Annotated in this window: 20 protein-coding genes; 2 read left to right on the forward strand and 18 right to left on the reverse strand. The window is 63.8% G+C overall.

Annotation, left to right across the window (positions count from 1 at the left end):
- Positions 1 to 6: 6 nt before the first annotated feature.
- A complete protein-coding gene (nuoN, locus tag ACW9H9_RS01255; protein WP_457341189.1) occupies positions 7 to 1470 on the forward strand; it encodes an NADH-quinone oxidoreductase subunit NuoN in 1464 nt (487 codons plus the stop codon).
- Positions 1471 to 1538: 68 nt separating this feature from the next.
- Here nuoN and tagF read toward each other — a convergent pair whose 3' ends face one another.
- The 18 genes from tagF to ACW9H9_RS01345 form a co-directional block, all read right to left on the reverse strand.
- A complete protein-coding gene (gene tagF, locus ACW9H9_RS01260) occupies positions 1539 to 2219 on the reverse strand; it encodes a type VI secretion system-associated protein TagF (RefSeq protein WP_457341190.1) in 681 nt (226 codons plus the stop codon).
- An 11-nt stretch (positions 2220 to 2230) separates the two neighbouring features.
- On the reverse strand, positions 2231 to 5794 hold the full coding sequence (tssM, locus tag ACW9H9_RS01265; RefSeq protein WP_457341191.1) for a type VI secretion system membrane subunit TssM: 3564 nt from the start codon (positions 5792 to 5794) through the stop codon (positions 2231 to 2233).
- Positions 5795 to 5798: 4 nt separating this feature from the next.
- Entirely contained in the window at positions 5799 to 7085 is a 1287-nt protein-coding gene (gene icmH / locus ACW9H9_RS01270; protein ID WP_457341192.1) for a type IVB secretion system protein IcmH/DotU, read from the reverse strand.
- A gap of 16 nt (positions 7086 to 7101) precedes the next feature.
- Positions 7102 to 8433, reverse strand: a complete 1332-nt coding sequence (tssK, locus tag ACW9H9_RS01275) for a type VI secretion system baseplate subunit TssK (RefSeq protein WP_457341193.1) — start codon at positions 8431 to 8433, stop codon at positions 7102 to 7104.
- Between the two features lie 28 nt (positions 8434 to 8461).
- A complete protein-coding gene (gene tagH / locus ACW9H9_RS01280) occupies positions 8462 to 9883 on the reverse strand; it encodes a type VI secretion system-associated FHA domain protein TagH (protein ID WP_457341194.1) in 1422 nt (473 codons plus the stop codon).
- A gap of 18 nt (positions 9884 to 9901) precedes the next feature.
- Positions 9902 to 11863 carry a type VI secretion system Vgr family protein gene (locus tag ACW9H9_RS01285; protein WP_457341195.1) on the reverse strand — a complete coding sequence of 654 codons (1962 nt, stop codon included), beginning with the start codon at positions 11861 to 11863 and terminating at the stop codon, positions 9902 to 9904.
- 59 nt (positions 11864 to 11922) lie between these two features.
- A complete protein-coding gene (locus ACW9H9_RS01290; RefSeq protein WP_457341196.1) occupies positions 11923 to 12666 on the reverse strand; it encodes a hypothetical protein in 744 nt (247 codons plus the stop codon).
- 155 nt (positions 12667 to 12821) lie between these two features.
- On the reverse strand, positions 12822 to 13463 hold the full coding sequence (locus ACW9H9_RS01295) for a YopT-type cysteine protease domain-containing protein (RefSeq protein ID WP_457341197.1): 642 nt from the start codon (positions 13461 to 13463) through the stop codon (positions 12822 to 12824).
- A gap of 5 nt (positions 13464 to 13468) precedes the next feature.
- On the reverse strand, positions 13469 to 16105 hold the full coding sequence (tssH, locus tag ACW9H9_RS01300) for a type VI secretion system ATPase TssH (protein WP_457341198.1): 2637 nt from the start codon (positions 16103 to 16105) through the stop codon (positions 13469 to 13471).
- Positions 16098 to 17117: a type VI secretion system baseplate subunit TssG gene (gene tssG, locus ACW9H9_RS01305; protein WP_457341199.1), complete on the reverse strand. Its 1020-nt coding sequence runs from the start codon at positions 17115 to 17117 to the stop codon at positions 16098 to 16100. The genes tssH and tssG overlap by 8 nt, the downstream gene beginning before the upstream one ends.
- Positions 17102 to 18979 (reverse strand): type VI secretion system baseplate subunit TssF, encoded by a 1878-nt coding sequence (tssF, locus tag ACW9H9_RS01310; protein WP_457341200.1) that lies wholly within the window; start codon positions 18977 to 18979, stop codon positions 17102 to 17104. The genes tssG and tssF overlap by 16 nt, the downstream gene beginning before the upstream one ends.
- Positions 18976 to 19485: a type VI secretion system baseplate subunit TssE gene (gene tssE, locus ACW9H9_RS01315; RefSeq protein WP_457341201.1), complete on the reverse strand. Its 510-nt coding sequence runs from the start codon at positions 19483 to 19485 to the stop codon at positions 18976 to 18978. The genes tssF and tssE overlap by 4 nt, the downstream gene beginning before the upstream one ends.
- Before the next feature lie 67 nt (positions 19486 to 19552).
- Entirely contained in the window at positions 19553 to 20035 is a 483-nt protein-coding gene (locus ACW9H9_RS01320) for a type VI secretion system tube protein Hcp (protein ID WP_457341202.1), read from the reverse strand.
- Positions 20036 to 20068: 33 nt separating this feature from the next.
- Positions 20069 to 21568, reverse strand: a complete 1500-nt coding sequence (gene tssC, locus ACW9H9_RS01325) for a type VI secretion system contractile sheath large subunit (RefSeq protein ID WP_457341203.1) — start codon at positions 21566 to 21568, stop codon at positions 20069 to 20071.
- A gap of 77 nt (positions 21569 to 21645) precedes the next feature.
- Positions 21646 to 22146, reverse strand: a complete 501-nt coding sequence (gene tssB, locus ACW9H9_RS01330; RefSeq protein ID WP_457341204.1) for a type VI secretion system contractile sheath small subunit — start codon at positions 22144 to 22146, stop codon at positions 21646 to 21648.
- A gap of 44 nt (positions 22147 to 22190) precedes the next feature.
- Positions 22191 to 23213: a type VI secretion system protein TssA gene (gene tssA / locus ACW9H9_RS01335; RefSeq protein ID WP_457341205.1), complete on the reverse strand. Its 1023-nt coding sequence runs from the start codon at positions 23211 to 23213 to the stop codon at positions 22191 to 22193.
- Between the two features lie 93 nt (positions 23214 to 23306).
- Positions 23307 to 24365: a catalase family peroxidase gene (locus ACW9H9_RS01340; RefSeq protein ID WP_457341206.1), complete on the reverse strand. Its 1059-nt coding sequence runs from the start codon at positions 24363 to 24365 to the stop codon at positions 23307 to 23309.
- Between the two features lie 51 nt (positions 24366 to 24416).
- The gene (locus ACW9H9_RS01345; protein ID WP_457341207.1) at positions 24417 to 25334 is read right to left on the reverse strand and encodes an anti-sigma factor family protein; all 918 of its coding nucleotides are present in this window, start codon (positions 25332 to 25334) and stop codon (positions 24417 to 24419) included.
- A 437-nt stretch (positions 25335 to 25771) separates the two neighbouring features.
- Between ACW9H9_RS01345 and ACW9H9_RS01350 the strand changes: the two genes are divergently transcribed.
- On the forward strand, positions 25772 to 26323 hold the full coding sequence (locus tag ACW9H9_RS01350) for an RNA polymerase sigma factor (RefSeq protein WP_457341208.1): 552 nt from the start codon (positions 25772 to 25774) through the stop codon (positions 26321 to 26323).
- Positions 26324 to 26340 lie beyond the last annotated feature (17 nt).

Below are 26340 nucleotides of genomic sequence, written 5' to 3' on the forward strand. Positions count from 1 at the left end.
AGCGCTATGGAATTCACGATCCAACACTTTATCGCGCTTGCGCCGCTGCTGATCACCAGCCTCACCATCGTGGTGGTGATGCTGGCGATCGCCTGGCGCCGCAATCACTCGCAAACGTTCCTGCTGTCCTGCGCCGGTCTGAACCTGGCCTTGCTGTCGATCATCCCGGCCCTCAAGGTCGCGCCACTGGCGGTCACGCCGCTGATGATGGTCGATGACTTCGCGCTGCTGTACATCGCGTTGATCCTGGTGGCCACCCTGGCTTGCGTCACCCTCGCCCATGCCTACCTGGGCGAAGGCGGCACCGGCTACCCGGGCAACCGCGAAGAGCTGTACCTGCTGATCCTGCTGGCGGCGGCCGGCGGTATCGTGCTGGTCAGCGCGCAGCACCTGGCTGGCTTGTTCATCGGCCTGGAACTGCTGTCCATCCCGACCTACGGCCTGGTGGCGTATGCCTTCTTCAACAAACGCTCCCTGGAAGCGGGCATCAAGTACATGGTGCTGTCGGCTGCCGGTTCCGCGTTCCTGTTGTTCGGTATGGCCCTGCTTTACGCAGAAGCGGGCAGCCTGAGCTTCACCGGTATCGGCCACGCTCTGGCGGGCACCGGCCTGCCAGCGCCGATCGCCCAGCTGGGCCTGGCCATGATGTTCATTGGCCTGGCGTTCAAGCTGTCCCTGGTGCCGTTCCATCTGTGGACCCCGGACGTGTACGAAGGCGCCCCGGCGCCGGTGGCCGCGTTCCTGGCCACGGCCTCTAAAGTGGCCGTGTTCGCGGTGATGGTGCGCCTGTTCCAGATCTCCCCGGCGGCCAACACCGGTGTGCTGAGCAGCGTCCTGACCGTGATCGCGATTGCCTCGATCCTGTTCGGTAACCTGGCGGCCCTGACCCAGAACAACCTCAAGCGTCTGCTGGGTTACTCCTCCATCGCTCACTTTGGCTACCTGCTGATCGCCCTGGTGGCGAGCAAAGGCCTGGCCGTGGAAGCCATGGGCGTGTACCTGGTCACCTACGTCATCACAAGCCTGGGTGCATTTGGCGTGATCACGCTGATGTCCTCGCCGTTCAAAGGCCGCGATGCCGACGCCCTGTACGAATACCGTGGCCTGTTCTGGCGCCGTCCGTACCTGACCGCCGTGCTGACCGTGATGATGCTGTCCCTGGCCGGTATCCCGCTGACCGCGGGCTTCATCGGCAAGTTCTACATCATGGCCACCGGCGTTGAAGCCCACGAATGGTGGCTGGTCGGTTCGCTAGTACTGGGCAGCGCCATCGGCGTGTTCTACTACCTGCGCGTGATGGTCACCCTGTACCTGATCGAGCCTAACCTGCGCCGTGTGGACGCCCAACTGCACTGGGAACAGAAAGCAGGCGGCGTGATGCTGCTGGCAATCGCCCTGCTGGCGTTCTTCCTGGGCGTGTACCCACAACCGTTGCTGACCCTGGTGCAGCATGCGGTGATGGCGGGTTGATCGCTTAAGTTTGATGCAAAAAAAAACGGCACCTTCGGGTGCCGTTTTGCATTAATGGAGCCGAACCTTCAACCGCGTTCACGTCCCGCCAGCATGTCCACAAACGCGTCCACCCCCGGCAACCCCTCCCCCACCCAGGCCGACGGGCCCATGTGCGGGCACCCTTCGGTCCAGAACAACGCGCTGCGTGCCAACGTGCGGGGGTCGATCTGCGCAACCAGTGGCGGCGTAGTGTCGCCAGGGCGGTCCGGGTCTGGCAGGTCAAGCCAGCGTGGCGGTGCAGGGCTTGCGGGCAGGTCACCCGGCGCCATCGAGCCCGAGGGCGGCGCCAAGGCCGCCACGGCCGCATCAAACGCCTCCAGGGAAAACCCTTCGTTCAAACTCGACAACGCCAGGCGCTCGACCTGGCCATACCAGGCGGCGTCCTGTTCAACCCGCGCCAACAACGGTGCGTCCTCCCCGGCCACCGCAATGGTCAGCGGAAAGTAGCGGCCCACCCGGTCGACACTGGGGATCATCACCCCTGCCCACCCTTGCTGGTCACACACCCCCGCTGCCAACGCGAAATACCAGATGGGGCTGCACAGGTACACCTTCAGCCACCGCTCGCCCAGACGCTCACGGCTGTGCTGCAAACCACTCTGCAACCACCCGTCCCACGTGTTCAGAAACGCCAGGGGCAAGCGACGGCTGACAAAGTCGCCGTGGCTGATCACCTTGCCGAAAAAACCACTCAGAGGCTGATCCATAGCGGCCCTCCTCACAGACTGGTGGGGCAGCGGAACGACTCGATACTGTCGCGGCGAAACGGGTTGATCACACTGCTGGCGCGCAATTGGTACACCACACGGTGGCCCTCCACGGTAAACGTCAGTTGCAGCTGTTCGCCCTGAGGGCTCACCACCGCCTTGTCCATCATGCGCAGCCAGCCCCAGGGGCCGTCGCTGCGCAGTGGGCTGACCAGGGCCGGGGTAGCGTCCAGGCGCACCAGGCCACCGGACTTGCCGCTGGGCAATGAGATGCTGGTGAAGTCGGCCACGCTGCCGGCGTCGTACACCACCGGCTGGCCGTCGATGTCCAGTGTGACCTTGCTCAGGGCCGGATCGGCGCTCACCGTCTTCAAGTCAAAGCGCAGCGACGGTTGACGTGCACCGGCCACAAAAAACATATCCCGCAGCTTGGCGCCGCGCTGGAACTGGTTGATCACGTCCTGGGAAATGTTCAACGGCGCCGCCGCCGTGGAGCGCAGGCGCCATTGGGCACCGCTGGTGTCGACATACGGTGCGAGGTTTTTGCTGAAGAAGTCGTCCATCAGCCCACCCGGGCCGAAAAACTTGCCAAAGTCATCAGCGGTGGCATCCCGGCTGGCGCTGCGCACCAGCGGGTAACGGTCCTCGATGGCGGCCCGGCAGAACGGCGCCGCCGTGGCTTGCCACAGGGCGTTCAGGCGGGCCTTTTCATTGCCCAGGGTCAGCGCCGCACCGCCCGATTGCACGTCGCGCAGCACCGTCGACAACGGCGCAGGCTGGGTGTCGCCGTCACGCTTCAAACGCTCCAGCACCTCACCCGACGGCGCAGGCGCGGCGCTACGACGGGCAGCATCGGCGCTGTCGAAGTATTGGCCCGCATCCTTGAGCGACGTCAGCACATCGTCCACCGGCTGCGGCCCGGTGCCGCTCCCCACCAGCCGGTGCAACGCGGCGAAGTGCTGGTCCACCGGGTTGGCCGAGGCATCCGGCGCAGGCGCCGGGTTGTCATTACCCAGCGCGGCCTGCAGCTTTTGCGTGGCCTGCGCGAGTTTTTCGCGCACGCGCTGGTCGGTGCTTTTGACCGGGGCGGCGGTCAACGCGCCTTCCAGGGTGGTTTCCCGCGACACGGCTTGCAGTAACGCGCGCAGTGGTGAATCGGCGGCGGCCAGTTGGCCGGTGACCTGGGACGCCTGGCCCAGACTGGTCAACGACACGACGTGCACATCGGCCAAAAACGTATCCCACTGGCGGATGTAATCGGCGTAGTACAAGTCGAGCACGGCCGCCTGCATCGCGGCGCTGCCGCCCGCGACCTGCTCCGACTCCTGGCGGTCGAGCACCCAGCTGTCCTTGGCCATGTCGGCCACGGCTTGCGGGGTCTTGTCGTTCAGCTCGCGGTAGCCGATCACCCGGTACAGGCCGCTCACGCCACGGGTCAACGGCTCGCCGCTGGCACGGGTAAACACCGCGGACACGTCACGCCCTACGGCGGCGTTGACGCTAAGCTCCGGCAAATGCGCCTGGCCTACCTGGCGCTTGACCCGCTCATAAATACGCTGGGACAGCGGCATGCCCGCCAGGGCCAGGCGCACCTTGGCAATCAGGGCCTTGTCCAGTTGCACAGGCTCGGCCTCGTCGTCCGCTTCCAACAGCGCCGCCACATGCGCCGACAGCTGCTGCAACTGTTGCGGGCTGGCCTGGGTCAGCTCGCGGCGCCAGTCCACGTCCACCCACGCCTGCACCGACGGCGCATCGAAGTACTGCCGCTCACCCAGCATCAGGTACACCCGCAGGGTTTCGTAGAGAAACTCCTGGTTGCTGGCATCGCCCCGGCGCAGGGCGTTTTCCATGTTGTCCACGATGTGCGGCAACAAGGTACTGCGCAGCAGGCGACGGTACGCCGTCATGGCCCCCGCCCCCAGTTTGTTGCCCTGGTACAGGCCCATGCGGCTGAGCAACGGCACGCTGACCTCTGCGTCGTCATACCCGCCGGGCAATGCCCGCGCGGCATTGAGCAGCGGCAGCGTCACCAGCACGTCGCCCTCGGCGGGCAGCTCCTTGGCCAATTGCGCGACATTGGTGGCGGCGGTGGCCGCATCGGCGATCAGTTGCAGGTTGCGTGTGTAGCTGATGGTCATGCCCAGCAACAGCAATACAAACACCGCCGCGGCAACAATCCGCCCGGCCCGCGCGCGCAAGCGGCGGCGGCGCTCTTCCTGATGGTTGACGCCCGCCAGGCCCGCTTCCTTGAAGATCACCTCACGCAGCAAGCGCGTGATGAAGTAACTGCGACCGCTGGCGACGTTGGGCGCCAGCACTTTGCGGCCCAGGCCAAAGGAAGACGCCAGCGACGCCAGCACCCGGTCAATCGGGTTGCCTTCCTGGGTGCCGCTGGTGAAATACACCCCGCGCAGCAACGCCGGTTCCTGGTAGCGATTGGTTTCGAACACGCTGTTAAGAAAGCGCGTGAGGCCATCGCCCAGGCTGGCGAACTGTTGCGGGAAACTGTAGAGCAATGCCCTGCGTGACAGGTCACGCTCTTGCTGCACCCGCTCCAGCACCTTGCCTTGCAGCTGGCGCTCCAGCGCGTCGAACTCGGCGGGAAACGACGCCAGGCTGGTGTCGGCCTGCGGGTCTTGCGTGAGCGGGAAGGTCACGCCCCACACCTGCGCCCGCTCATCGCGGCCAAACGTCTCGAAAAACTCCGAGAAACCCGCCAGCAAGTCGCACTTGGTGATGACCACGTACACCGGGAACCGCAAGCCCAGGCGCTCGTACAACTCGTTGATCCGTGCGCGGATCGCCAAGGCCTGCGCCTGGCGCTGGGCTTCGGTTTGTTGCAACAGGTCACTGACACTCAACGCCACGATCACGCCGTTGACCGGGCGCTGGCGCCGGTGTTTTTTCAGCAGATCGAGGAAACCGCCCCAGGCTGCCTTGTCCACTTCGGTGTAGCTGTCTTGGGTGGTGTAGCGCCCGGCGGTGTCGAGCAGCACCGCTTCATCGGTGAACCACCAATCGCAATGGCGGGTGCCGCCCACGCCGCCGATCGCGCCCGAGCCCATGGCATCGCGCAGCGGAAATTGCAGGCCCGAATGCGTCAGTGCGGTGGTCTTGCCGCTGCCGGGCGCCCCCACAAACATGTACCACGGCAGCTGATACAGGTACTGGCCGCTCATCTTCCAGCCTGGGTTGGCCTTGCGCAGCACGGCCATCGCCGACCGCATGCGCTCGCCCAGTTCAGCCACTTCGGCCTGGGACTCGCGCACCCCGGGCGCCACCGCCGGGGCCTCGGCCACACCGGCCATCAGGCTGCGGTTGGCACGCCAGGCGCGCCACACACGCCAGGCAAAATACGCCGCCCAGATCAGCACGAACAGCGCGATCAAGCCCCAGCGCCGGGCCTCGGGCGCCAGCGGCTCATCACCGTTGAACGCCAGCAACGGGCCTTCGTACCACACCAGCAACGACAGCAGCGCCACGCCGATCAGCGACAACAACCACGGTTTGAGCAGCCACAGGATAAAGCGCTCGACCGGGGACCATAACAGCGAGAAAAAAGTAGACAGGTTCATGGCTCTATTGCGCCTGGGAAGGGATCAACACGGTGATATCAACGCGACGGTTACGCGCGCGATTCGCCGCTGAATCGTTGGGGACCAGGGGTTCGGTTTCGCCACGGCCTTCGCTGCGATAACGCTCGTCCGGCCCCGCACGCTGGGCCAGCAAACGCGCCACGGTCTTGGCCCGGGCCTGGGACAAATCGAAGTTGGAGCCCAGCCGCGAGGTCGCCGACGGGCGCACGTTGTCGGTGTGCCCAACCACCACCACATTGCCCGGCACCGTGGACAGCGCATCACCGGTACGCGCAAGCAAGCCATCGAAACTGCTCGACACTTCGGCGCTGCCGGAGGCGAACACACCGTCGCCACGCAGGGTGATCACCGAGCGGTCGGCGCTGTCCTTGACCGTCACCAGGCCCTGGGCGACTTCCGGCGCGAGGAACCCCGACAACCGCACCGGCGCAGGTTCCACCGACACCGGCGTCTTGAGCGGCGACGCCACGCGAATCGCTCCCAGTTGGGCAAACACCGGGTCGGAGGCGCGGTTGAGCAGCCAGCTGTAGGTCAACTGCACGCTCAACAGCAGCACCGCCGCCACCGACGCCAGCACCCACAACGGCACCCGACGCAGCATCGAGGCCTGCGGCGCCTGCGCACCGCGCCAACGGGGCGACAGGTCCAGGTCACGGGTGCCGCGTTGCTGGTTGATCAGTTGCAACAGGCGCTCACGCAGCAGGCCGAGTTGATCCAGGCCCCGGTCCAGCACCCGATAACGCCCTTCCAGGCCCAGCGCCATGCACAGGTACATCAGCTCGAGCACGTCGATGTGGGTGCGCGGGTCTTGGCTGAGGCGTTGCAGGATCAGGAAGAATTTTTCGCCGCCCCAGGCTTCGTTGTGAAAGGTCACCAACAGGCTGCGGCTGCCCCACACCCCGGCGCCCCACGGCGTGCTGGCGATGGTTTCGTCCACCAGCGTGCACAGCGCGTAGCGCGCCGCCGCCACGGTTTCCACGTTGACTTGGCTGGCCCGAGCCTGCGCCTCGAACGCCTGCACGGCCAGGATCAGGCGCTGGCGCAGGCTTTCCATGTCGGGCATCACCGCCGTGGTGCGCAGGGGCACCACCAGGTCCAGCAAGGGGTTGGCCGCGTGCACCAGCGGGTTCAGGCCCTGGCCCTTGAGCAGCAACGCGGCGCCTGGGGTTTCTGGCGCCGGGGTCACCGGCGGGGTCACTCGCCGCCCGCCCGGGGTGGGCACCAGCAAGGTGCGGTCCGGGTCCTGGGCGCCATCGAAAATATCGTTCACGTGAGTCACCTAACCCTTAGAGCCGAATGGCCCAGAACTGCAGTTCCAGCCCCGGGAAAACACCGGCGATGTGCATGGCAAAGCCCGCCGAGTTGCTCAGTTGCTGCCAGTAATCGCTGCCGCGATCGAGCTCGAAATAGGTAAACCCTGCGTGGAACGGCAACTGCCGTGGCGCCACCGGCAACGGGCGCAGGCCAATGCCCGGCAGTTGCAGGTTGACCAGGTCGCGGATCTTTTCCACGGAGCCGATCTTGACCTGCGGCGGGAAGCCGTTGCGCACGGTTTCGGCGGACACCTGGGCCTGCACCGCCAGGATAAAGGTGGCCGAGCGCAGCAAATCCTGGTCGGGCAACACCGCCACACGGATGCCGTACTGGCGCTCTTCCAGCGGGATGGCAATGGCGCGGGCGTCCATCACCGTAGACAGCGAACGGCGCAGGTCGAGCATCACCGGCGCGAACGTTGGCGCCAGCGCGTCATGGCGGTACACCGGGTAGGCCGAGGCCCGTTTGTCGGGCTGGGTGAAGGTGGCCAGTTCACCGGCCAGGGCGACGAGGTCACGGTACAACAGCTCCGGGTGCAGCCCGGTCATGGCCGCCAAGTGACGCACCAACGGCTGGCTGCGGTTGAGCACTTGCAGCAGCAAAAAGTCGGCGATTTCGGCGGCGCCGCCGCCATCAGGACGGTTCAGGCGCGCGGCCAGGGCTTCGCCGCGCTGCTGCAACAGGCCCAGCAGTTCATCGACAAACGCCCCCAGGCGTTCGGCGGCGCGCACGTCCAGGCATGGCGGGCAGTAATCGCGGTCGAGCACCACGCTTTTGTCGGCGCGTTTTTCGACCACATGGGCAATCCCTAAGGTGGTGTGGGTGTCGGTCACATCGCCTTCAAACGCCAGGCGCAGGCGCAATTTGCCCACGCTCATCAGCGCGCTGCTGTCCAGGCCGTTGCTGTCCCAGGCTTCGTATTCGCTGCTGCGGTGGCGGGCGAAGTTTTCAAAGCTTGGGCGGTCGTCCACTTCGGCCACGCCCGGGCGCAGGCTGGGCAGGGCCAGCACCACTTTAAGGTCACGGGCGTCGGCGGGGATCTCCAGCGGCAGCGGCATTTCATCGTCGAACGGCAAGCCCACCGGGGTGCCGTCGGGCAACACGCCGCTGTAGGACAGCAATGACAACTTGCCCATGGCCAGTTGCTGCGGGTCGATCTCCAGCCGCGAAAAACCGTAGCCGTAAGCACGCAAGCCGGCCACCCGGGCCTCTAGCTGGGTTTGCAGAAAACGGTCGTGCTGCTGCAGGTGCTGGGGTTGCAGCAGCATGCCTTCGGACCAGACTACTTTGTTATTCCAGGACATGAATTCTTCTCAAAAAAGGGCGCGGGGATCAGGAACGCAGGCGTGCGACCTGCTCCTCATAGGCCTTGGAAAACAGCTCGCCAAACAAGCGCTGCAAATCTTCGTCGGCATCGCGGGCCAAGTCGTCGTAACGTTCCACCAAGCGGTCCCACAAACGCGCTTTGCGACGGGCCGGCATCCATTTGTCCATGGCACCCCGGGTGCTCGGGCGCTGCTCGACACGGGCCGGGTCAAAGCGCTGCACCACGGCGCCCAGCGCGGCTTTCATGCCCGCAATCACTGCCAGCTCATGGGCCTTGAGGTCGTCGAACGCTGCGCCCATGGCCTTGACCGGGCGCATGTACGCCGGGGAGTCGGCGCTGAGCATTTGCGTGAGGGCGCTGTGGGGGTCGGGGAAAAACTTCAGCGGGTTGTTGGAGTGCGCGCCGATCATGGTCATGTCGATGTGGCTTTCACGTTTGGTCAGCGCACGGGCCATGAGCACATCCATGGTGCCGCCGGTGGCGGCGCGCAGCATTTCGCCCACCAGCTGGGCCAGCTCGGCGGGGGTGCGGGTGGTGTGCAGGTTTTCCAGCCCTAGCCCTTTGAGCAGCGCACCGAGTACCAGGTCATCACCGTTACCGCCCGGCTCGGGCACGGTCTGAGCGGGTGCGGGCGAACTCACGACGGGCGCATGGGCAACGGGCACGGCCTGAACCACAGGCTCCTCGTAAACGGGTGCCGCAGGCAGGTCCACCGCCACCGGCAAAAGGGCGGCAGTCGGGAGGGTCGCCAGGCCCATCAGCGGGTCGTAGTCATGGGGGATCACCAACGGCTCTGCCTGTTGCTTGGGCAGGCTGAACGCTTGCATCTGCGGCGCCACGTGATCGCTTTCGGTGCCACGAAACGCAGGCGTCAGCGCCGGGTTCAGGCCCAGCGGATCGGCCAGCGGCAGCGCGCCGTCAAACAGCGAGCCGCCCTCCAGAATGCGCGCACCGGCCAGGTCATCGTGCAGCAGCACCACCTCGGGTTCACGCACCACCGGCGCCGGGACTTCCAGTGGTGGCAACGGCGCGGCCACCGGGGCCGGTGGCGGCACGAACAGCGGCGGCAAAATCCGCGTGGCCTGGGCATCGTCTTCCACCGGCGCCACAGGCTGTTCCAGTTGCACCTGCAAGCCATAGTCGCCGATCACCAGGCGATCGCCCTCCTCCAGCAGACGCTCGCGGCCGTTGCCCAGCGGGCGCTCGTTGATCAGGCTGGGGTTGCTGCCGGTGTCGATGAGGTAGAACTGGCCGTCGCGCAGTTCGATGCGTGCGTGCACCCGCGAGATGTATTTGCCCGGGTCGTCCAAGGTCAGCTCGTTGTCGGGGCTGCGACCGATCGAGCCGCCCGCTTCGGTGAAACGACAAATGACGTCACCCGGCATTGGCTGGTCGCGGTAGCTTTTAACCAGGAGGATCAAGTTCATAGCAGGCTCCAGAAATAATTATTTGCCATCGTCGGCTTCCTTCGGTGGCAGCGGCACACCGGCAGGCCCGGTGGCGGCAGACAAGGCCAACGCAGTGGCCGCGCTCCCGGCCTGGGGCAAGGGGATGGGAATGGTCGAGGCCAGGATCATGGCCGGGGTGATGGTCAAAAACGTGGTGCCGACCTTCATGGTGATGGTCGCCGTGGCCTCGATCACCACGTTCATGCCGCCCTTGATGTGCACGTCCATGCCGGCGGTGATGCCGGTCTTGAGCTTGCCGTCGATGATCATCTCGGTGCCGGCGCTCATGGACACGGCGCCCGTGGCCTTTTCATTGCGATTGCCGCCCACGGAGGAGTGACGGTTACCGCCGATTTTTTCGCGCAGTTCGTTATCGACCTTGGAGTGGCGGTCGCCGCCGACCCAGTCCAGCGAGTCCTTGAGCACGCGCTGGTCGAGGTTTTTCTGGGCATGCAGGAACACCTGCTCCGAGCCTTTCTTGTCTTCGAACCGCAGCTCGTTATAGCCCCCGCCGCCCTTGGACGAGTTGCTCTTGAGGGTCGAGCGGGTGGCGTTTTCCGGCAGCGAATACGGCGGCATGGTGTCGGCGTTGTAGACGCTGCCGGTCACCAGTGGCTGGTCGGGATCGCCTTCCAGGAAGCTCACGATCACTTCCTGGCCGATGCGCGGGGTAAACAGGTTGCCCCAGCGTTTACCGGCCCACCCCTGCCCCACGCGAATCCAGCACGAACTGTTTTCGTCGTTCTTGCCTTCGCGGTCCCAATGGAACTGCACCTTGATGCGCCCGTACTTGTCGGTCCAGATCTCCTCGCCGGCCTTGCCCACCACCATGGCGGTCTGCGGGCCATGCATCAGCGGCTTGGGGGTGGTGCACGGTGCACGGAACTGCTGCTGACGGGACAGGGCGACGAATTCACAGGTGAGGACCGGCGCAGGGTTGGCCGGGGGGGTCGGTTCGTAGGTGTCAGAGGACAGGCTGTAGCGTGCCTCCAGCAACAGGAACTGCGCGTTCTGTTCGCTGCGCGGGTGTTCGGTCAGGCTCATCAACGCCCCCGGGAACAGGCCGCGCGCACGGGTGGCGGCGGTCACGCGCTGGGTGCCGGTGTGCTGCGATTCAATCAAGGTGCGTGCGTAGGTTTCGCCCTGTTTGCGCTCGGTGTAGCGGCCCGGATAGTCGTAGCGCTCATGCCGCGATTGCGGGTAATTGCCCGCCAGGTTGGACTTGGCCAGCAGGTTGGCCGAGGGCTTTTCAAAGTCGAAATCCTGCAACACCTGCCCGCCCGGCTCCACTTCACCGCTCATGCGCCAGTCGTAGATCACTTCGCTTTCGCGCATGGTGTGGTCTTCGGACGGCAGGTAGCGCACCTGCGCATAACCGGGCGCTGGCGAGTGCGCGCCATACGAGTCGGCCAGCACCAGGGTGTGGCGCCCGGCCGCGCTCTTGAAGAAGTAGTAAATGCCCTCTTGCTCCATCAGGCGGCTGACGAAGTTGAAGTCGCTTTCGCGGTACTGCACGCAATAGGTCAACGGCTTGTAGCTGGCACTGAGGCCGGAGGTGTCGACATCGGCGATGCTGTAGGGCGCGAACACCTGCTTGAGGATGTCCGGCACGCTCAGTTCCTGGAAAATCCGGCAGTCGCTGGCCAGTGTCAGGAACCACAGCCACGGGCGCAGCACCGCCTTGTAGGTGGCGAAACGGCCCTGGCGCCCGGTGAAGGAAAAGTGACTGACGTGCCCGCTGAAATAACGGCTGCCGCCTTTGGGCAGGTCGACCGCCACGGTCATTTGCGTGGCCAGCAGGTCGTCAATGTTCAGGTCGGCGCGCTCGCTGTAGAGCTCTACCTGGTACTCGCTGAGCCGGGACATGCCCTCGAAGGCCTGCATGCGCCGGAACAGCAGCACATCGGCGCCGAGTACGCTGGTGACTTGAATCTCGCGATGGAGTTGCGTGGTTGCCATGTTGTTCTACCTGCAAGGCTTTGAAAGCGGCACCGTGTTTGCCGCCTGACCGGCCAGCCTTATGAAAAGCTGCCCGAGGGTGGAAACGGTCCGCCAACGGAGCGGTAGAACGCCATGACCTGTTCGCTGTAAGTCTTGCCCGACAGGCAGCCAGCGAAGGTTTCTGCGACAAACTCCAAGGCGTTGTTGGTGGCGTAAAGGCTCACGTCACAGCCCTTGCTGACCACCCCGGAAACCGTCGCCGTGTCCTGACGCCCCAGCTTGAGGTCCCAGAACAACGGGCCTGCCGAAATCTCGTGGAGCACGTGACCGATTTCGTGGATCACCACGGTGGCGGCATGGTTGTGCATGCGGGGGTTGCCGAACCAGCGTTGGGTGCCGTCATAGACCTGGTCGGCAAGGCCGCGTGGCCCGTCTTTGCCCAGACCGCCCGGCACACCGTTCTGCAACGTCAGCGGGTTGTGTACGCCGGTCTTGGGGCCCATGAAGATGGTGTATTGGCTGCCGCCGGTGGCGTTGCCCATGTAGGCCACGCACGGCACACCTTCGGCGTCGGTGAACTGGAACTCTATCGACGGCAGGGTGAACCCCTTGGCGGCCAGCAAGGCCAGGGCCATGTCCACCGCCTTGAGCTTCAACGCCGACTTGTCGTCGCCCGCCTCGGTACAGATCGACATCATCGCGCCGCCGGGGCCGGGATACGCCTTATGCACGAACGACATGAGGCCGGTCTTGCCCCGGTTGCGGCGCACCTCCAGCGCTTCCCGTTGCCGGGCACTCTTGATCTCTTCGGCGGTCGCCATCGCTACCCTCCTGACTGAATGCTGTTCACTCAGAAAGAACAGTCAGCGAACGCGATTTATTCCGCGCCGACGCGTTTTTATCTGCACCCCGCGCCCACCACTCAGGCAGGGCGGATCACGCCCAAGCACCCCTTCGACAATCGAGGCCCGCGGCGTCAGGAGCCCAGTTGCACCAGATGATGCTCATGCATCAGGTGCGGCACCCTCACCCCCGTGCCAGACAGATAGTTGACGTAATGCTTGTAGAGCAACCCGAAGAACGCCTGCTTGCCGATGGAAGGCACGCGGTATTCGCCCGAGTTGGGGTCGAAAAACGTCATCGTGCTGCCGTTGTCGTAGAGCGCGCACACGTGAGCGGGCCCGCCACCTTCAAAGGTAAAGAGCCACACGTAATAACCCGGCCCGGTGGCATTGATGTGCTGCGCCAACGCCGACAAGCCGCCATAGCCCTCGGCCGTCGTCGACGAGCGGTCCAACACCCCACACAGGTTCGGCAAGTTACGGTTGATACGGCCGACTTGCGTGGCCGCGCCCGTGGTGTTGAACGCGCTGCAATAACTCTCGATCCGGCACCAGGTGTCATCCTGGCCCAGGAATGCGCAGCGCTTGGTGGCGGACTCGGCTGGCTGCTGGGTGTGCCGGTTCAGCCAACAGAACGTCACGCCCACGCACGCGCCGCCAGACAGGCTGGGCATGCTCGCCAGGTACGGGTTCTTGGACAGCTGCGCACGCTGCTTGAACTTCGCAACGCGAAACATCTTCATCGCAATCGGGGTTTTCCACGCTACATAAGGCATCGGATTTAACCTTGCTCGAACACATAAACAAATTCGCCATCCTCGACACTCACCTGCACCTGCGTCGCCGGGTGACCGGCCAACAGGCGGTTGAGGAATTCGGTGCTGATGGCCGGCAACATGGAGTTGGTCAGGATCGCGTCGATCATCCGCCCGCCGCTTTCCAGTTCCGTGCAACGGCTGGCGATCAACTGCACCACCTCTTCGGTAAAGGTGAACGGGATCTTGTGGCCCTCGGCGATGCGCTTCTCGATGCGCCCCAGTTGCAGGCGGATGATGCTGCCCAGCATGGTGTCGCTCAGCGGGTAATACGGGATCACCACCAGGCGGCCCAGCAGCGCGGGCGGGAACACCTCCAACAGCGGCTGGCGCAGGGCCTTGGCGATGTCTTCCGGCGCCGGGGTGGTCTGCGGGTCGCGGCACAGGTGGCTGATCAGCGCAGTCCCGGCGTTGGTGGTGAGCAGGATCAAGGTGTTCTTGAAATCGATGATCCGGCCTTCACCGTCTTCCATCCAGCCCTTGTCGAACACCTGGAAAAACAGCTCGTGCACGTCCGGATGCGCCTTCTCCACCTCGTCCAGCAGCACCACGCTGTAGGGCTTGCGCCGCACCGCTTCGGTCAGCACGCCGCCTTCGCCATAGCCCACGTAGCCGGGCGGCGCCCCCTTGAGGGTCGAGACGGTGTGCGCTTCCTGGTACTCGCTCATGTTGATGGTGATGACGTTCTGCTCACCGCCATACAACGACTCGGCCAGGGCCAGCGCCGTCTCGGTCTTGCCCACCCCCGAGGTGCCGGCGAGCATGAACACGCCGACCGGTTTGCCGGGGTTGTCCAGGCCCGCGCGCGAGGTCTGGATACGCCGGGCGATCATCTGCAAGGCGTGGTCCTGGCCAATGATGCGTTGGGACAAACGCTGCGCCAGGTTGAGCACGTTTTCGATTTCGTTCTTGACCATGCGCCCCACGGGAATGCCGGTCCAGTCCTGCACCACCGAGGCCACCGCCTGCTCGTCCACGCTGATCAGCACCAGCGGGGTTTCACCCTGCACCTCGGCGAGTTCGGCTTGCAGCTGGCGCAATTCCACCAGGCCCGCTTCGCGCTCTTCAAGCTCGGGCAGTTTTGTACGCAATGTAAGGATCTGTTCCACCAGCGACAGCTCGTGGTCCCAACGGCTTTCCAGGCCCTCGAGGCGCTCACGCTCGCTGCCCAGCAAGGCATCCACGGCCGCACGGCGGCTGGCGGTTTCCACGCCAATGGCCGCTTCACGCTCGATGATCGCACCCTCGGTTTCCAACGCTTCGATGCGCCGCCGACTGTCATCCACCTCGGCGGGCGTGGCATGCAGGCTGATGGCGACGCGGGCACAGGCGGTGTCGATCAGGCTCACGGCCTTGTCCGGCAGCTGGCGCGCCGGGATGTAGCGGTTGGACAAGCGCACCGCGGCTTCCAGGGCCGAGTCGAGGATCTGCACCTTGTGGTGCTGCTGCATGGTGTCGGCGATGCCGCGCAGCATCAGCAAGGCGCGGGCTTCGTCGGGCTCGTCGACCTGCACGGTCTGGAAACGCCGGGTCAGCGCCGGGTCTTTTTCGATGTGTTTTTTGTACTCGGCAAAGGTGGTCGCGCCAATGGTGCGCAGCGTGCCGCGGGCCAGCGCGGGCTTGAGCAGGTTGGCCGCATCGCCAGTGCCCGCTGCACCGCCCGCGCCCACCAGGGTGTGGGTTTCGTCGATAAACAGCACCACCGGTTTGACGCTGGTCTGCACCTCGTCGATCACCGAGCGCAGGCGCTGCTCGAACTCACCTTTCATGCTCGCCCCGGCCTGCAACAGGCCCACATCAAGGGCCAGCAATTGCACGTCTTTAAGGCTGGGCGGCACGTCGCCACGGGCGATGCGCTGGGCAAAACCCTCGACCACGGCGGTCTTGCCCACACCGGCTTCGCCCACCAGGATCGGGTTGTTCTGGCGGCGGCGCATAAGGATGTCGATCACCTGGCGGATCTCTTCGTCGCGCCCCACGATCGGGTCCATCTTGGTGGTGCGCGCCTGCTCAGTGAGGTCGACGGTAAAACGCTTCAACGCTTCCTGCTTGCCCATGGCCGCCGGGGCCAGGGCGCCAGCGTCTTCACCGGGCACCTGGAAGCCGTCGCTGGCGGTCATCTGGGCTTCGGGCGAGTCCTTGAGCAACGCGGCGAACTGTTCGCTGAAGTCGTCGATGCCGATCTTGTTGAACTCGCGGGACACGCCATACACACCGTTGCGCAGCCCCGGGGTCTTGAGCAGCGCCAGCAGCAAGTGCCCGGAACGCACCTGGGACTCGCCAAACATCAAGGTGGCGTAGACCCACGCACGCTCCACGGCCTCCTCAACCTGGGAGGACAGGTCGGTCACCGAAGTGGAGCCACGGGGCAGGCGGTCCAGCGCGCCTGTCAGGTCGCGGGCGAGTACCGCCGGGTCGATCTCGTAATGACGGATCAGGCGCAGCAGGTCAGAGTCGGTCAGTTGCAGGATCTGCTGCAACCAGTGCACCAGTTCCACATAGGGGTTGCCGCGCATTTTGCAAAACACGGTGCTGCTTTCGATCGCCCGGTAGCACAGGCTGTTGAGTTTGCCGAAAAGCGCGACGCGACTGATATCAGCCATGGGCAGATCCTTCAGGGGTAAGGGAGACACGCGGGTTGATCAGCAACTGCCGGTCATCCTGCAAGGGGGCCCGGCTGCTGACCCAACTGGTCCAGCCCAATGGCGCAGACCCCAGGCGCAAGCCAGGCAATTGTTCTTTCTTGACGATCAGGTTGACGTCCCAGTCCATCGCCAGGCCGACGTATTGGCGCACCCAGTCCTGCACCCGCTTGAGGCTGTCGCCTCCCGGCAGCAGGCGGCGGGTTTGCGCCAGGTCGAGCGGGCCGATGAGCAGGCGGAATTTGTGTTGGGTGTTCCAGACTTTCTTGCCCATGACCGTGGTCTGGCCCAGCACCGCCGCTTGCGGGCCGCTGCGCAGCGCGCACAGGCCGTCGGCGGGCAAGGTCATCCAGTGGCCCACGAACTGCTCGACTTTGACCGGCACTTGCAGGTAGTCGCTGAGCAACGCCGCCAGGCCGCCCGCATTGCGAGTCTGCGGGCCCAGGCGCCCGGCGAAATGCAGCTTGGCGACGTCCGCCACCGCGTCGCGGTTTTGCAGTGAGGGCATGCCCAGGCCGATCAGCGAACCCAGGTAACGCGCAAAGTTGTCCGCCTGCGGACGGTCCAGGCTCACCGCGGGCTGGGCACTGGCCCAGGCGCGGTAGAACAGGCTGATCATGCGGTGGTGGAACACGTCGCAAAACGCGGCCAGGGTCGGGTCGTTGAGGTTGCGCTGGCGATCGCGAATGTATTCGCTCAAGTGAATCGGCAACGGGCCGTTGGCGCCCAACAGGCCGAAAAAATTCAGCAGCAGTTTGGGCGTCGCGCCCGGCTTGAGCGCCGCGATCATCGAAGGCTCGAAGGCCAGCGACGGTTGCTGGCCAAAGCGCACGGCTTCATCGGCCGGGCGCGCGGCTTCGCCGATACGCGGCAGTTGGGGGAACGCGCACTCGAGTTGGCGCAAGGCGCCGTAAAAATCGAAACGGCCCGGGTGCGCCTCCAGGGCGCTGAGCAGGGTCAGAGGATCTCGCATCGCCCTACCCTCGCCGGCCACTGCATGATCACACCGCGCGCGGCGCTCTTGATCACCGTTTCAGTGAACGAGTTGAGCGACACGTACTTGGCGAAAAACTGCTCCAGTACCGAGCCCAGCACAAACACGCCGCTGCCTTCAAAGGCCGACTCATCAAGGGTCACGCTGATGTGCAAGCCACGGCCATAGGTGATCGGCCCCGGCAGGGGCAGGCGCCGCACGATACTTTCGGCGGTTACCGACAGCAGGCCGTCGATCTGCTTGTGCGCCGCCTCGTCATCCACCCGGCAATACAGGCGCAGCAGGTCACGCATGGCCGCCGCACCTTGTTCTTTGTCCTGGTCGAGCAACGACAGGTAGTTGAGCGACAAATGACTGACCAGCCGCCAGGCGGTTTCGCCTTCGGCAAACGACGGCGCGGGCACCGTAGGCCCGGCCACGCACCGCACGCTGTGCACGGGTGCGCCGGACTCGACGCTGAAGTCGGTCTTGCCGCTGCCCACCGGCATGCTCAACACCAGGTCGCGGTTGCTGCACAGGGTGTCGATGCCCAACTGGCGCAAGCTGCTGCGGTGCGGCGCTTCCTGGGCGTCCACCAGCGACAGGAACAACTCACTGCCAATGTAACTGGAGCGCGGGCCCTGGCGGCGTTGCTGCTCGGACAACAAACGGGCGTCGCGCCGCACCTGGTAATAGGCACTGGGCGGTTTGCGCGCATGCAGGTCATTGGCCCGGTAAAACGACTCGAAGGTCTGCGCCGCTTCAGCGCCGCTGCCGTAGCCGGTGACGTTTTCGATCTGGTAGATCTCGTAATCCATCGGCCGCGTGCGGTCGGGGATCACGTGGTATTCGGCTTGCTGGTCGGACAGGTGCACGCGCTCGGTGCGCATCGGGAACAGGTTGATCGCCGGGGTGCAATACAGGCCGAAGTTGGCGGCGCTGAGGCTTTGCTCCAGCACCGGGTCAAGCTTTTTGAACAGCACGATCACGTCCAATTGCTCGGCGGCGCAGCGGCTGACGCTGTTGGCCAGGCCCGCCAGTTCGGCGAACATGAAGCGCTGGGGCATGGCGAAGTATTCCTGCAACAGCCGATAGCCCTGGAACGAGCGGGCTCCGGCGGGCAGCAGCGCTTCTTCATCGCTGTAGCCAATGGCGCGCAGGCAGCTTTTGGGCAGGAACTGGTGCCAGTCCACATGCTCTTGCACCGGCATCACCAACACGCCAGCGGACTGCGCCAGCAGCTGTTCGAGGATGCGCGAGGGCATGGCCTCGCCGCCGCGAATGTGCAGGGGCAGCGTGTCCAGGGCGAGGTCACTGAAGGCAAGCCCGGCACCCGCTTTAAAGCGCAGGCGCAACGCGGCTTTCACCCCGCCCAGGCGCGCCAGATCGACACCGGCCACCTGGCCACCACAGGCAAAATAGCGCGCCTCGGTCAGCTCCACCGGCCACAGGTCCACGTCGTGGGCCGTGCGAAACTCGCAGGCGGTCTGGTCGCCCTTGCCCAACTGGCTGTGCAACGCGGTCCCGCGCGGCACCTTGAAACCTGCGGCCAGGCTGCCTTCGCTCATGTCCGGCTGCAACTGCACCACGGCCATGGACGGCGTAGGCGCCAGGTACTGCGGGTACACCAGCTCCAGCAAGTGGTTGGTAAAACGCGGAAACTCGGCGTCGATCTTCAACTGCACCCGCGCCGCCAGAAAACTAAAGCCTTCCAGCAGGCGCTCCACATAGGGGTCGGCGCAGGCATAGGTTTCCAGGCCCAGGCGCCCGGCGACCTTGGGGTAGTCGCGGGCGAATTCACCGCCCACTTCACGCAGGTGGGCCAGTTCACGTTCGTAATAGCGCAGCAGTTTGGCGTTCACCGCACGTCCCTTGTCTCGATATCGAAAACCCTGGCCTCACCGGCTTCAAGGTCCAGTTCAGTCTTGAGGTACAGGCGCTCGGGCAGCGGTTGGCCCCAGAGTTCGCCATGAATTTCAAAGGCCATCTGGTTAGGAATGGCAGCGGTGCCCAGTGGCACCACGCGCAGGCTGTCACGCAGGATGCGCGGCTCGAAGTCCAGGATGGCCTGGCGGATTCGCCGCCCCAGCTCCTCACGGTCAAGCCCGGCGGCGGTCTTGCCGGACAAGTCCGGCAGACCAAAATTGATGACCGATTGCGCGGCCAGCGGGTAAAAACCCAAGTCACGAAAACTGCCAAGGCTGGTGCTGTTGAGCAGCCAACCCAGGTCGCGCAGCACTGCTTTGCGCAAGCCGCTCATGGACAGCACGCGCTTGTCGCGCGATTCCACGGCGTGCTCGGTGTCGTCGTCGCTCAAGCGGTCGAGCAAGGACGGCTGCAGGCGTTCGCGGCTGGTGAGTTCAGCCATGAGTCAGCCCTCGTGTAAACGTCAATCAAAGGGAGCGGGGTCGCCCGCTCCCACCCGTGCAAGCGCCTTAGATCTTGGCGTTGGCTTCCAGGTCCCACTTCTTCGGTGTACCGGTGATCACGGTGTCGCCGGTGAAGGAGTCGTACTCGTAGCTGATGGTCACGAAGTTGATGGAGAAGGTTTCGCTCGGACGCTCGCCGTTACTGCTGGCGGAGTAGGAGCTGATGATCGCGCCGCCCAGGATGAGCTTGAGGAACACCTGTTGCTTCTTGTCCGGGCCGCCGGTCTGGATGAAGTGGATCTCGGCATCGCCCAGGCTCTTGCCGCACACCGCTTCCATGAACAGGTCCGCCGACGCCAGGTCAGTGGCCTTGGTCAGGGAGATTTCCGAGAAAGACGGGTTGCTGGTGTCACGGTCGGCGCCGCCGCCGCTGGTGGAAATGGCGCGGCCTACGCCCATCTGGATCGCGTCGATGGTGATCCAGTCCTTGTGCGCTTCGACGGTGGAAGTGCCTTTGATTTGTTTGCCTTTGAAGTTAAGCAGGATCATGGTCAGTACCTGTGTTGGGTAAAAATAGGGTTATCAGGACGCTTTGGTCGACGGCAGCTTGGAAACCAGACGCAGGGACACGGTCAGGCCTTCGAGCTGGTAGTGCGGACGCAGGAAAAACTTGGAGCTGTAGTAGCCGGGGTTGCCCTCGACTTCCTCGACAATCACTTCGGCACCGGCCAGTGGCTTGCGGGCCTTGTCGGCGTCGGTGGCGGTGGCCGGGTTGTGTTCGACGTAGCGGCCGATCCAGTTGTTGAGCCAGATCTGCATGTCCTGGCGCTCTTTGAACGAGCCGATCTTGTCGCGCACGATGCACTTCAAGTAGTGCGCAAAACGGCAGGTGGCGAACAGGTACGGCAGGCGCGCCGCCAGGTTGGCGTTGGCGGTGGCGTCCGGGTCGTCGTATTCGGCCGGCTTGTGCATGGACTGGGCACCGATAAAGGCGGCCAGGTCGCTGTTTTTCTTGTGCACCAGGGGCATGAAGCCGTTCTTCGCCAGCTCCGCTTCACGGCGGTCGCTGATGGCGATTTCGGTCGGGCAGGTCATGTCCACGCCGCCGTCATCGGTCGGGAAGGTGTGCACAGGCAAGCCTTCTACCGCACCACCGGACTCGATGCCGCGAATCTGCGAGCACCAACCGTAATGCTTGAAGGAGCGGTTGATGTTCACGGCCATGGCGTAGGCGGCGTTGGCCCAGGTGAAGTCCTTGGCGCCGGGTCTGTCGGTGGTTTCTTCAAAGTCGAAGTCTTCCACCGGGTTGGTCTTGGCGCCGTACGGGGCACGGGACAGGAAACGCGGCATGGCCAGGCCCACGTAGCGCGAGTCTTCACTGGCGCGGAAGCTGCGCCAGGCGGCGTGTTCCGGGGTCTGGAAAATCTTGGTCAGGTCACGCGGGTTGGCCAGCTCCTGCCACGACTCCATCAGCATCACGCTGGGGTCGGCAGCAGTGATCAGCGGGCAGTGCGCCGCGGCGCTGACCTGGGCCATCTGGGTCAGCAGCTCGACGTCCGGCGCGCTGTTGTTGAAGTAGTAGTCAGCCACGAACGCACCGTAGGGCTCGCCGCCGAACTGGCCGTATTCTTCTTCGTAAAGCTTCTTGAAGATCGGGCTCTGGTCCCACGCCACACCCTTGAACTTGCGCAGGGTCTTGTGCACTTCGTTCTTGGAAATGTTCATCACACGAATCTTCAGCGACTCGTCGGTTTCGGTGTTGTTGACCAAGTAGTGCAGGCCACGCCAGGCGCTTTCCACGCCCTGGAATTCCTCGTGGTGCAGGATGTGGTTGATCTGCTCGGTGAGCTTCTGGTCGAGGGCCGCGATCAGGCCTTCGATGGTGCCCAGCACGTCGTTGGACACCAGGTGCGTGCCTTGCAGCGCCTGTTCGGCGAGGGTGCGCACGGCGGTTTCCACCGCTTCCTTAGCCTTGTCGGTCTTGGGCTTGAACTCTTTTTGCAAGAGGCTGGCGAAGTCGCCGGCGTCAAAACTGACAGCGGCTTCGGGCAGTCCTGGTTGTTCCGATTGCGTAGTGGACATGACGGTATCCTTGAAATTTGGGCAAAGCGTCCCCGTACCGAGGCAAACAGGCGTCGGCAGAGTCAGCGGTTGTTCAATTACTCAGGTTGTTTGGGGCTGCTGCTCAGCGCTTGCATTACGGTGGGGTCGTTGAGCAGTTTGGCGATCAGTTCTTCGGCGCCCACTTTGCCGTCCATGTAGGTCAGCAGGTTCGACAGTTGGCTGCGGGCGGTCAGCAACTGGTTGAGGCTCGGCACCTTGCGGGCAATGGCGGCCGGGGTGAAGTCGTCCATGTTTTCAAAGGTGATTTCCACCGGCAGGTTGCCTTCGCCGCTCAGGGTGTTGGGCACCTGGAAGGCCACGCGCGGCTTCATCGACTTGAGGCGCTCATCGAAGTTGTCGACGTCGACTTCCAGGAACTTGCGCTCGGCCACCGGTGGCAACGGCTCGGCCGGTTTGCCGGACAGGTCGGAAAACACGCCCATCACGAAGGGCAGTTGCACGGTTTTTTCTGCACCGTAGATTTCCACGTCGTATTCGATCTGAACGCGAGGGGCGCGGTTACGGGCAATGAATTTCTGACTGCTTTCTTTGGCCACGGGATAACTCCAGTGAAGGGTTGAGTACGGTCGGTTCAGGCTGTTCAGTTATCGCTGTTGCGAACGCCACTGATCAGCGCCAGTTGTGCGAGGCCATCCGGGGCCAGGTCTTGGAGCAATTCCATGAAGTTTTTGTCGATCAGTTTTTTGGCCCGCTGCAACAAAAATGGCACAGGGCTGGCGGGTTCGTGGGTGTTGAAGTAGACGCACAGGCGGTCGATGGCCTGGCGCGCGTCTTCGCGGCTGTTGATCTCGCCACGCGGTGCTTGCGGGGCTGCAACCACGGTGGCGTCTGTCTGCACAACGGCCTCCTCGGCCGGGCTGTCCGGTACGCGGCGGGCAATGGCCTCGCCTGCGCGGCGCAGCAGCGTGGCCAGGCCACTGAGGTCGATGGCGCGGCCGACACCGACATTTTCGGTGAGGCGCTGTTCGATATTCAGGCTGTGTTGCAAGGCAGCGCCGAACGCGGCTTCGGTGGCGCGCAGTTGCAGCGGGTCGGCCTGCGCAAACGCGCCTTCGATCATGGCCAGGGTTTCGGTGCTGCCCTGCTCGCCGCTGGCGAGGTCCAGGTCACGCAGGCTGAAAGGGCCGACGCTGCGTGCACTGACCAGCGGCGTGTCCAGCAGGTCACGCAACAGGCCAGCGGGCTCGCGCAGGGACGCCAGGATATTGATGCGCAGCAACGGGTCGTTGTCGTCGTCCGGGTCCAGCTGGGGGTGCATGTGCTCCCAGCAGTTGACCAGCAACGCTTCGATCAGACCCAGGCCGGCGGCAAGGCCTTCGATGCCGTTGAGGTGCAGCTGCGCGCGGGTAAGCCAGGCAGCCAGACGCAGGTCGCGACTGCGTTCCATCAACGCCTGCGCCTGGGCGCTCACCGCTTTCCAGTTGGGCTCGATGGCTTGGGTGATGGTGTCGCCGTATTGCACTTCGGGCTTGCCCAGGGCTTCCTCTTCGAGCAGCAAAAATTGCGGGTCGTATTCGAGGTTTTCACCGCACGGCGCCACGTCGCCCAATGGCAGGGCCAGCGCGGTGAAATCCAGAGGTTGCGACGGGGTCGGGTGAGTCATGGGGCAAGGCTCGTCGAATAAGTTCTGGGGATAGAACGGGCGAGGCCTTGGATTTATTCCTGTGGGGGCTTAAAAAAAAGCGCACGGCGCCCCTCAGTGCCGAGCGCCCTCCTCGACCCGGCGCCGATGCGACTCGGCGTAAGCCGCCGCGCGCGCCAGCAACAGCGGGTCGTCCGAGGGTTCGATGCCGGGGGGCAATTGCAGCGGGTTGAAGTCGACATCGCGGCAGGGACCGTCCATCTGCGACTGCTGATCGTCAATCACCAGCACGCCCGCATCGATACGCTGCCGGGGTTCAGCCCATTGCAAGGTCGCATCCGTCGTAGGGTCGCCGGGTTCGGCCAAGGTGATCAGCAAATGCCAGCGCACCGCACTCTGCTCGAGCCGCGAGGCAAAACCAAAAGCGAGAAAATCGGGGTCTTTGCGCTGGGCATCGGTCATGGGCGCATACGCCGTTTCGGGCACCAGGCTCCAGCGCACAAAACGCACCGTGCCCTGCTCGTCGGTCATGCGAAAGGCGTTCACGCTGTAATACGCGGTGTTGTCAAAGCCCGAAGAGCCCGGGTGCGCGGCCAGCCAGCCCTGGAACCGCTTGGTTTCGGGGTGGGCCTGCCTGAAGGCGTACATTTTCGCCTGGTCGGGCCCCGCGCCGCCATACATCGGCACCGACGCCTGCAACTGTTCGTACAGGCCTTGTGGCGTGTTCACCGCAAACACCGGTACCGAGTTCATCGCCGTGTACCAGGATTGGCCGTCGGGGGTGTACAGACTCAGCGCGAGACTGCGGATCATGCTGTGCATATCCGCCTGGCTTGGATCGGGGCCTGCCGCCGAAAGCCGGCCCATCACCGGCACAGTGCCAGGCTTGAAGATGCTGGCCTTGGAGACGGCCACGCCGTTACCACTGCTTTCAAAGTGGCCGCTGACACACAGGCCCTTGGCGTGATTGCGACGAAACCCCGGGCGCACCCGACCGGCCGCCGCTTCCATTTCGTCGACGATTTGTACGGCAGTGGGCGAGGAATTCGATAACGAAGGGAACAGCCCTCCCTCACGGCCGCCCCACAGGAGCACCGCGCTTGTCACAAGGCCAACACACAGCCCCAGCAGGAGTTTTGGACGGTGTTTTTTCAACAAAACGGTTTTTTTCATCAAACAGCCGGCTGTCGGGGCATTGGGATCCAATACCCGACCCAAAAACTGTCATTTTTGAATGCTGGCGATCCAAAGCGGTGCAGCGTTGAGCGTAAACAGCTGCGCAGCACTGTGGTCGGCGACAAGTCGGGCAACGGCGTTGAGATCGACACCTGTGGGCTCGCCGATCAGGGCGTAGCCCATCTCAGACTCACGCCAGGTCACAACGTTCATTTGCGCCACGCTTTGCTGGGCCACGCCCTGGTCCGGCTTGGGCTCTTTCATGATGCACAGGGCCACCGGCGCGCCATTTTCGGGCAGGTAAACCAGCTGGATCAACGCCTTGTTGTTAAAGCGCAACCGTTGCACGCGCTTGAAGGTCAGGCCTGCTGAGCTGAGGTCCGGAACCCGCACGGGCAAGCCGTCTACCTGGCGGATATCGGCCAGGGTGCGGCTGATCACATCCGGCGGCTGAGCGCCGTAGGCCACGGTTTCACGGGTGTAGAGGTGCTGGTACGCCGCCGCTTGCTGAACCCATGGCAAGGCCTGCGCCACCACGGGAGCGGTGGCATCGACACCGGGCTTGAACAGGCCGTTGAACGCACCGATCTGGAGCACCAGCGCGTAGCACGCGGCACCGGCTGCGAAGCTCAAGGCAGGCCACGCAAATTTAGCGCGCACACCATCGAACAAGCGGGCAAAAACGCTGTCTTTTCTTGCAGTCGCGGCAGCAGAGGCAGGCGCCTTTGCAGAAACCGCCGAATGTTGAGCCGCCAACGCCGCAATATTGAGCTTCAGGCTCTCGGGCACCGGAGGCAGTTTCTGCCGGGCAAACGCCTCTTCATACGGCAGGCACGAAGCCATGAGCCGCGAGACACGTTCGGCCAAATCCGGTGAGGCATCTATAAGGCGCTCAAGCTCCTGGTTCTGTTGCGGTGTCAGCTCACCGTCAACATAGGCCATCAGCAGAACATCATCCGCTACCATGGGATCATTACTCCATCTATGTTCATCATTACCACGTTACGTGAAGTCGGCCTTGTGGGCCAAGAGACTGGTTAGCGGGTAGCGCACAGCCATCATATTGATATCAATTGTCACGTTGCAACATATAGAAATACTAAAAAGCAAATTAGAAACACTCTAAAAGACGAGCAGATACTCTAAGACAACACATGGAATTCGAAAATATTCCCACGCTCGCAGAAATATTATATGTTTCATGCTGTATCTGTATAATTCCGGTGAAACGCACAAGAAACGTTGGCCTACTTTGTGCAAAAGCACCAAACATCGCAACACCGCTGTCGCTTCCCAGGACCCTCTGCAACGCAATGGACGCCCAAGACATTGGCATCCGCTACGGCACCGACCTCGTAGCCTGACCGCTTCATTTTAAGCCTCAAGAAATAATAAGAGGAAATATGTCGATCACCGGTGCAGATTTACCCGCACTGCTTCCAGACCTGCTGCCGCGCCTGTGGGCGTTTGCATTGCGGATCTCGGGCGACAAACACGATGCCGAAGACCTAGTGCAGCTAGCCTGCGTGCGGGCGCTGGAGCGTTCCCATCAGTTGCAGCCGGACACCTCGGTGCTGAGCTGGATGTTTTCCATCGTCCACTCCACCTGGATCAACGAACTGCGCTCACGCAAAGTGCGCAGCCGCTCACGCATGGACTGGAACGACGAGTTCCTGGAAACCGTCAGCGACCCCGAAGCGCCCAACCCCGAGTCTGACCTGATGCACCGCCAGATCCTGGAAGCCGTGCAACGCCTGCCCGACGGCCAGCGCGAAGTCATGCTGCTGGTGGGCGTAGAACGATTCAGTTACAAAGAAGCCGCGGAAATGCTCGAATTGCCGATTGGTACGGTGATGAGCCGACTGTCCCGCGCCCGCCAAGCGATCGGCGCACTTTTTGATTCGCCAAAAAGCAAACCTTTGCGCACGCGTTCCGAAGGGTTTTCAGCGTCCTGAGCCCCCTTCGCTGGCAG

It is taken from the genome of Pseudomonas sp. SDO5215_S409 (assembly GCF_054071325.1).

What these genes read in the sequence shown, in the direction of transcription:
- nuoN (WP_457341189.1), top strand. Translation starts at nt 7, where the DNA reads ATGGAATTCACGATCCAACACTTTATCGCGCTTGCGCCGCTGCTGATC.
- tagF (WP_457341190.1), bottom strand. Translation starts at nt 2,219, where the DNA reads ATGGATCAGCCTCTGAGTGGTTTTTTCGGCAAGGTGATCAGCCACGGC.
- tssM (WP_457341191.1), bottom strand. Translation starts at nt 5,794, where the DNA reads ATGAACCTGTCTACTTTTTTCTCGCTGTTATGGTCCCCGGTCGAGCGC.
- tssK (WP_457341193.1), bottom strand. Translation starts at nt 8,433, where the DNA reads ATGTCCTGGAATAACAAAGTAGTCTGGTCCGAAGGCATGCTGCTGCAA.
- tagH (WP_457341194.1), bottom strand. Translation starts at nt 9,883, where the DNA reads ATGAACTTGATCCTCCTGGTTAAAAGCTACCGCGACCAGCCAATGCCG.
- ACW9H9_RS01285 (WP_457341195.1), bottom strand. Translation starts at nt 11,863, where the DNA reads ATGGCAACCACGCAACTCCATCGCGAGATTCAAGTCACCAGCGTACTC.
- ACW9H9_RS01290 (WP_457341196.1), bottom strand. Translation starts at nt 12,666, where the DNA reads ATGGCGACCGCCGAAGAGATCAAGAGTGCCCGGCAACGGGAAGCGCTG.
- ACW9H9_RS01295 (WP_457341197.1), bottom strand. Translation starts at nt 13,463, where the DNA reads ATGCCTTATGTAGCGTGGAAAACCCCGATTGCGATGAAGATGTTTCGC.
- tssH (WP_457341198.1), bottom strand. Translation starts at nt 16,105, where the DNA reads ATGGCTGATATCAGTCGCGTCGCGCTTTTCGGCAAACTCAACAGCCTG.
- tssG (WP_457341199.1), bottom strand. Translation starts at nt 17,117, where the DNA reads ATGCGAGATCCTCTGACCCTGCTCAGCGCCCTGGAGGCGCACCCGGGC.
- tssE (WP_457341201.1), bottom strand. Translation starts at nt 19,485, where the DNA reads ATGGCTGAACTCACCAGCCGCGAACGCCTGCAGCCGTCCTTGCTCGAC.
- ACW9H9_RS01320 (WP_457341202.1), bottom strand. Translation starts at nt 20,035, where the DNA reads ATGATCCTGCTTAACTTCAAAGGCAAACAAATCAAAGGCACTTCCACC.
- tssC (WP_457341203.1), bottom strand. Translation starts at nt 21,568, where the DNA reads ATGTCCACTACGCAATCGGAACAACCAGGACTGCCCGAAGCCGCTGTC.
- tssA (WP_457341205.1), bottom strand. Translation starts at nt 23,213, where the DNA reads ATGACTCACCCGACCCCGTCGCAACCTCTGGATTTCACCGCGCTGGCC.
- ACW9H9_RS01340 (WP_457341206.1), bottom strand. Translation starts at nt 24,365, where the DNA reads ATGAAAAAAACCGTTTTGTTGAAAAAACACCGTCCAAAACTCCTGCTG.
- ACW9H9_RS01345 (WP_457341207.1), bottom strand. Translation starts at nt 25,334, where the DNA reads ATGGTAGCGGATGATGTTCTGCTGATGGCCTATGTTGACGGTGAGCTG.
- ACW9H9_RS01350 (WP_457341208.1), top strand. Translation starts at nt 25,772, where the DNA reads ATGTCGATCACCGGTGCAGATTTACCCGCACTGCTTCCAGACCTGCTG.